Source organism: Nonomuraea sp. NPDC001699 (assembly GCF_053596455.1).
This window is the reverse complement of the sequence record NZ_JBSFGF010000087.1, coordinates 1-1,267: the sequence shown is the minus strand read 5'-3', so window position 1 is coordinate 1,267 and position 1,267 is coordinate 1. Positions and strand designations below refer to the sequence as shown.

The following is a 1,267-nucleotide window of genomic DNA, read 5'->3' as shown; positions in this document are numbered from 1 at the left end:
CAGCGGTTGCTGCTGGAAGTGTCGTGGGAGGCGATCGAACGGGCCGGGATCGACCCCGTCTCGCTGCGCGGGAGCCGTACCGGAGTCTTCGCCGGTGTGATGAGCCACGACTACCGCCCGGGGCGCTTCGAGTTCCCGCCGGAAGTCCTGAGCTTCATGGGGACCGGCACCGCAGGAAGCGTGTTGTCCGGGCGCATCTCGTACTCGCTGGGTTTCGAGGGACCGGCGGTCACCGTGGACACCGCGTGCTCGTCGTCGCTGGTGGCGATCCACCTGGCGACGCAGTCGCTGCGTGGCGGGGACTGTTCGCTGGCCGTGGTCGGCGGCGTGACCGTGATGGCCACGCCCGGTGCGTTCATCGACTTCAGCGCGCAGGGCGGACTGGCCGGCGACGGGCGGAGCAAGTCGTTCTCGGAGGCGGCCGACGGGGTGAGCTGGTCCGAGGGCGTCGGGGTGGTGGTGCTGGAGCGGTTGTCGGACGCGCGGCGTCACGGGCATCAGGTACTTGCCCTCGTGCGGGGGTCCGCGGTCAATCAGGACGGCGCTTCCAACGGGTTGACCGCGCCGAACGGCCCTTCTCAGCAGCGACTGATCCGCCAGGCGCTCACGAGCGCCGGGTTGACGCCGTCCGAGGTGGATGCGGTGGACGGGCACGGGACGGGTACCGTTCTGGGTGACCCGATCGAGGCCCAAGCACTGCTGGCCACCTATGGTCAGGATCGGGAGCGGCCGCTGCTGCTGGGGTCGATCAAGTCGAACATCGGTCACTCGCAGGCGGCTGCGGGCGTCGCGGGTGTGATCAAGATGGTCATGGCGATGCAGCGCGGGATCCTGCCTCGGACGCTCCATGTCGACGCGCCGACCTCACATGTGGACTGGTCGTCGGGTGCGGTGGAGCTGCTGACCGAGGCCAGGCCCTGGCCGCAGGTGGATCGGCCGTGGCGGGCGGGTGTGTCGTCGTTCGGGATCAGCGGCACCAACGCGCATGTGATCCTGGAGCAGGGGCCGGTGGTGGAGGAGCCTGTCGGTACGGCAGGCGGCGCTGGTCCTCATGGCACGGTGCCGTGGGTGGTGTCGGCGAAGTCGGAAGAGGCGTTGCGGGCGCAGGCGGGTCGGCTGCTTGCGCACGTGGATGGTCTGCGGCCGGTGGATGTGGGGTACTCGCTCGCCATGACTCGGTCGATGTTCGAGCACCGTGCGGTGGTCGTAGGCGGGGACCTGCGGGCGGTGGCGTCGGGTGAGCCCGGGGTCGGCGTGGTCCGGGGCA

General features: G+C 70.2%; 1 protein-coding gene. It reads left to right on the top strand.

All coding sequences use genetic code 11. The annotated features are described in order from the left end of the window. Positions 1-1,267 (top strand): beta-ketoacyl synthase N-terminal-like domain-containing protein (locus tag ACWCSU_RS52820; protein WP_449945265.1); only part of this gene is annotated, 1,267 nt, incomplete at both ends.